Genomic DNA, 3,961 nt, shown 5'->3' with positions numbered 1-3,961 from the left:
AGCTGGAGTTCCGCCAGCACATGGGCGGTGGAAGAGGTGGCGTGTGCAGGTTCGAAATCATCCTGTGTGCGGGTCATGGGTCTGTCCTCCGGTTCTGGCCGCGTCCCTCGCGGCCTTTCCGGGGGCGGATAGCGGCAGACGAAGGCCGGGCCGGAACCGCGCAACGCGCGGCCGGAACGCAGTGGAGGATGGCAGGGAGACGGCTATTTTGTTTCGCGATGCAAAGCGCGGCACGCGCGGCGGAAAATAGCCGGCTCCGCCATTGCAGGCCCGGCCTGTCTGACGCCCGCTCCCCTCCAAGAAAGGCCGAGGGCGCGCCTTATCCGGAAACGGGACAGTCCCGCACGGGAGGGAAAGAAGATGACCCGGGCTCTCCCTTCCCGGCCCGCCTCAGTGCGCGACGGGTTGCAGAAACCGCACCACGTCCTGTGGGGCAAGCTGGGGATGCAGGATCGCCCGCATCGCGCCACGCCCGAGGTAGCGCAGATCATCGTTGAAATCCGCCAGACGCGGTGACAGCACGAGGCACTCGATCCCGGCCTCCTGCGTCCGGGCCATCAGGGTCGTCACCGCATGGTCTCCAGCGGGATCGTCGTCGCGCAGCACGTAAAAGCGGCGCAGCGTGGGCGGAAACGCCATGGCGGCGAGATGCGCCGAGGACAGGCAGGCGGCCAGTGGCAGATCGGGCATGACTTCGCGGAGCGACAGCACCGTCTCGATCCCCTCGCCCGCCGCCAGAACGTCGGACACCGGGCCAAAGCGCACGGCATGGCCGAGCAGGTCGCCCATCGCCCGGCGAGGCATTTCGACAGGCGCCTTGCCCTTTCCATCGTGCGCCAGCCAGGTGCGATGCACGCCGGTCACGCGGCCTTCGAGATCGGTGACAGCAGCGATCATCGCGGGCCAGGTCTCGGGCGGACTGTCGGCATCGGCGCGGTAGTAGCAGTCTGGATGGAAACGCAGCGATGACAGGTCCGTCAGGCAGGTGAGGTCACGATATCGCAGCCAGGTTTCTGCCAGCGTACCGGCAATCGGACGGGACATGGCCCAGAGCCGTCTGGCAGCGTCAGCGGTGCCAGATGCCTGCCCGGAAGTATCGTGGCTGAACGCATCGGAACGACCACGATCAGGGGGCTGTCGTGGCTGTGGTTGCGGCAGGCTGAGGAAACGACGGGCCTCGTCCGCGACATCACGGAAATCAAGCAGCCCGAGGCAATCGCGGATCAGGTCGAGCAGATCGCCGAACGCACCGGTGCTGGCATCCGTCCAGCGCCCGGCGGCCCCGCGCCCTTCCGAGGGGCCATGCAGGCGGACATAAAGTGAGTGGCCGGGGGTGTTGTGGACATCGCCGACCAGCCAGTAATTGCCATGCCGTCGCCCGGCCGAGAGATAATGGCGACACACCGCCTCGGCATTTTCGGCCAGTCTGCGGGCCAAATCGCCAGCGTCTCATGCGTGCGCGTCTGTCATCGCACCCTCCCGGCAGGCTTGAAGACGTCATAATTTCCCCTTAACGGCAGGACCAGCGGGTTCCAACCCGACAGAGAACGAAGGATATTCCCATGAAGATTGCCGATCTGGTCGATCATATCGCCACCACCACCGACACGAGCAAAACCGATACCCGCAAGGTGCTGGACGCCCTGATCGAGGCGATGACCACTGCTGCCAGGGCCGGTGATGAAATCACCCTGCCGAACTTCGGCAAGTTCAAGGTCAGGGAAGTCGCCGCCCGTGAAGGCCGCAACCCGGCCACGGGCGCGACCATCCAGATCGCGGCCTCGCGCAAGCTGGCCTTCACCCCTGCCAAGGCGCTCAAGGACAGCCTGAACGACTGACCTGCCGACAGGCAAAAGGCGGCGGACCTCGTCCGCCGCCCCTTCCCCATCATGCCGGTTTCTGATGATGGGCGCGTTCATCCGACCTTCTCCATCAGCCTGCGTGCCCTGCCCTCCAGATCGAGCCGTGTGTCCTGATTGGTCTTCGTCCGCGCCAGTGCTGTTATCCCCTGCACAAAGTCGAACACGCTCTCGGGCTTGCGTCCTTCCTCGTGCAAAACAGTTTCGATGATCCTGCTGGTTTCCGGTTTCGAAAAACCACGTCGCCGCAGGAAACTTTCACGGTCATCGTCTGTTTTTGCAACGAGAGTCCGGCGCGAGGCCTGAATGCCCGAAACGAATGATGCCGGGCTGGCCGTGGCGAAATTCCGTAGCGCTGGCGTGGCCTGATGCACGAAACGGGAGGCTGCAAACTTGCTATGCCGGATCGTGATCTGTTCGAAATTTTCCACGCCCCACAAAAGGCGGTTCTGGCACACTCCACGCAGATAGAACGACGCAATGCCGAGGCTCTTGCTGCCGACTTCGGAATTCCAGGCATAGAAACCCCGGAAATAGAGATCGGGGTCGCCGTTGGGCAGCCGTCCAGCCTCGATCGGGTGCGTGTCGTCGACCAGAAACAGGAACACGTCGCGATCCGATGCGTAGAGCGTCGTGGTTTCTTTGGTGACGTCGACATACGGATTATGGGTCATGGTCACCCAGTCGATGACACCGGGCACCTTCCAGTTCGTATCGCCTGTGCCATCACCAGCAATCTTCCGCACCGCGCCGACCAGTTCATGGTCCCAGATGCGGCCGTAGTCGGGGCCGGTGACCGCGCGCAGTTCCACGCGCCCATCTTCCGTCTCCAGCGTTTTAACCAGTTCGGCCCGGTGCGACAGCAAGCCGTGCTGCAGGTTGATCGCCGCCAGTGGAGCGGGAAGATTGCGCAGATATGACGACGGTGCGCCAACAAGGCTGCACATCTGGCCAAACGACCAGTGCGTGGGCGCAATCGGCTCATTCTGTCCCGGTACGGTCAGGGTCAGGCGCTCGGCATTGTCGCGCGATGCTTCCACGCGAATGGCGCGGCTTTCCACCGTGCGAGCGGTGGCGCGCTCGGCACGGGCAAGTGTGGCGGCGTGCAAATCGGACAACGACAGGTAACGTTCGTCATCGGGGCGGGAAAACCATTCGGACGAGACGCGGGCATTGCGGCCGCCACGGGAGGGATCAATCTTAAAGCCGCCGGACGCAGCACCGCGGGACGCAGGGGGCAGGATGGTAGTCTTGGTCATGGAAACTCTCCTCTATGCCGGTTATTCGGCACAGAAGGCGAAGCCGCCCTCTTCCTCTTTCCGGGGTGTCGGACATGAAAAAAGCGGCTTCCGGGCACCGGAAGCCGCTGTCTCACAATCCCGAAATCCATAGTGTTATTCGGCGGCGATGGCCTCTACGTCCTCGCCTGCCGTCACTGGCTCAACAGCCATCTGCTCTGCGTTTCTCGACGTGCGCAACGCCTCGGGCAGCCAGCCCGAACCCTCCAGCAGCCGCTCGGCCTCACGCGCCATGGCGGGCTTCTTCAGGTGGGCAATGCGCTCCACCGCCTCATCGCCGCGTGCTTCCCGCACCGCCTGCAGGATACGCGCCTTGGTCACCCGGCCGAGATAGTTCTCGACCGTGGGCTGCCAACCCGCCTCGACCAGATCGAGGCTGACGGCCGACGCCAGTCGATCCGCCCGCTTGAGGCGCTCGGTGACGCTGCGCTGGGAAACCGCGCCGTAAGTGGACATGCGCTCATAAAGCGCGTTGACCCCGAAGGACAGGCAATGGGCCAGCAGGGCCATGCGGCTGGCGTCGTCCAGCCCGTTGATCCAGCGCCACAGCGCGTCCTCGTTTTCCGGCAGATCGTGCTTCCAGCCCTCATTGCGCTGGCGAAGGGCATGAGCCGGCAGGCTGCCGGGCATCTCGGAGGAATGAACCGGCAGCGCGATTTCCCGGACATAGGCTTCCAGGCAGTCTGCGCCCGATGTCTGCCAGTAAACATCACGCACCAGCGTATGCAGGAATTCGGTCAGGGCAATGTGCGGATTGCTGGCGAACGCATCCCGCAGGGCCAGCGTGCGCCACGCCGTCAGTTC

3 protein-coding genes and 1 pseudogene are annotated in these 3,961 nt (G+C 64.1%); 1 reads left to right on the top strand and 3 read right to left on the bottom strand.

What is annotated here, in order from left to right; genetic code table 11:
• Positions 1–390: 390 nt before the first annotated feature.
• Entirely contained in the window at positions 391–1,437 is a 1,047-nt protein-coding gene (locus CFR79_RS15080) for a DUF7146 domain-containing protein (RefSeq protein WP_258373655.1), read from the bottom strand.
• Positions 1,438–1,562: 125 nt separating this feature from the next.
• On the opposite strand from CFR79_RS15080, the gene CFR79_RS15075 reads away from it, so the two are divergent.
• On the top strand, positions 1,563–1,838 hold the full coding sequence (locus CFR79_RS15075; RefSeq protein WP_110548432.1) for an HU family DNA-binding protein: 276 nt from the start codon (positions 1,563–1,565) through the stop codon (positions 1,836–1,838).
• Positions 1,839–1,915: 77 nt separating this feature from the next.
• Here CFR79_RS15075 and CFR79_RS15070 read toward each other — a convergent pair whose 3' ends face one another.
• Positions 1,916–3,118 (bottom strand): DUF932 domain-containing protein, encoded by a 1,203-nt coding sequence (locus CFR79_RS15070; RefSeq protein ID WP_110548431.1) that lies wholly within the window; start codon positions 3,116–3,118, stop codon positions 1,916–1,918.
• Positions 3,119–3,253: 135 nt separating this feature from the next.
• Positions 3,254–3,961: pseudogene (locus CFR79_RS15065) on the bottom strand (chromosome partitioning protein ParB); the annotation flags it as partial.

This window comes from Komagataeibacter saccharivorans, from assembly GCF_003207825.1.
GTDB lineage: Bacteria > Pseudomonadota > Alphaproteobacteria > Acetobacterales > Acetobacteraceae > Komagataeibacter > Komagataeibacter saccharivorans.
The sequence above is the reverse complement of the archived record's forward strand: the minus strand, read 5'-3'. Positions and strand labels throughout refer to the sequence as shown.

Bases quoted from the DNA above. Each gene is read 5' to 3' on its own strand.
- CFR79_RS15075 (WP_110548432.1), top strand. From the start codon at position 1,563: ATGAAGATTGCCGATCTGGTCGATCATATCGCCACCACCACCGACACG.
- CFR79_RS15070 (WP_110548431.1), bottom strand. From the start codon at position 3,118: ATGACCAAGACTACCATCCTGCCCCCTGCGTCCCGCGGTGCTGCGTCC.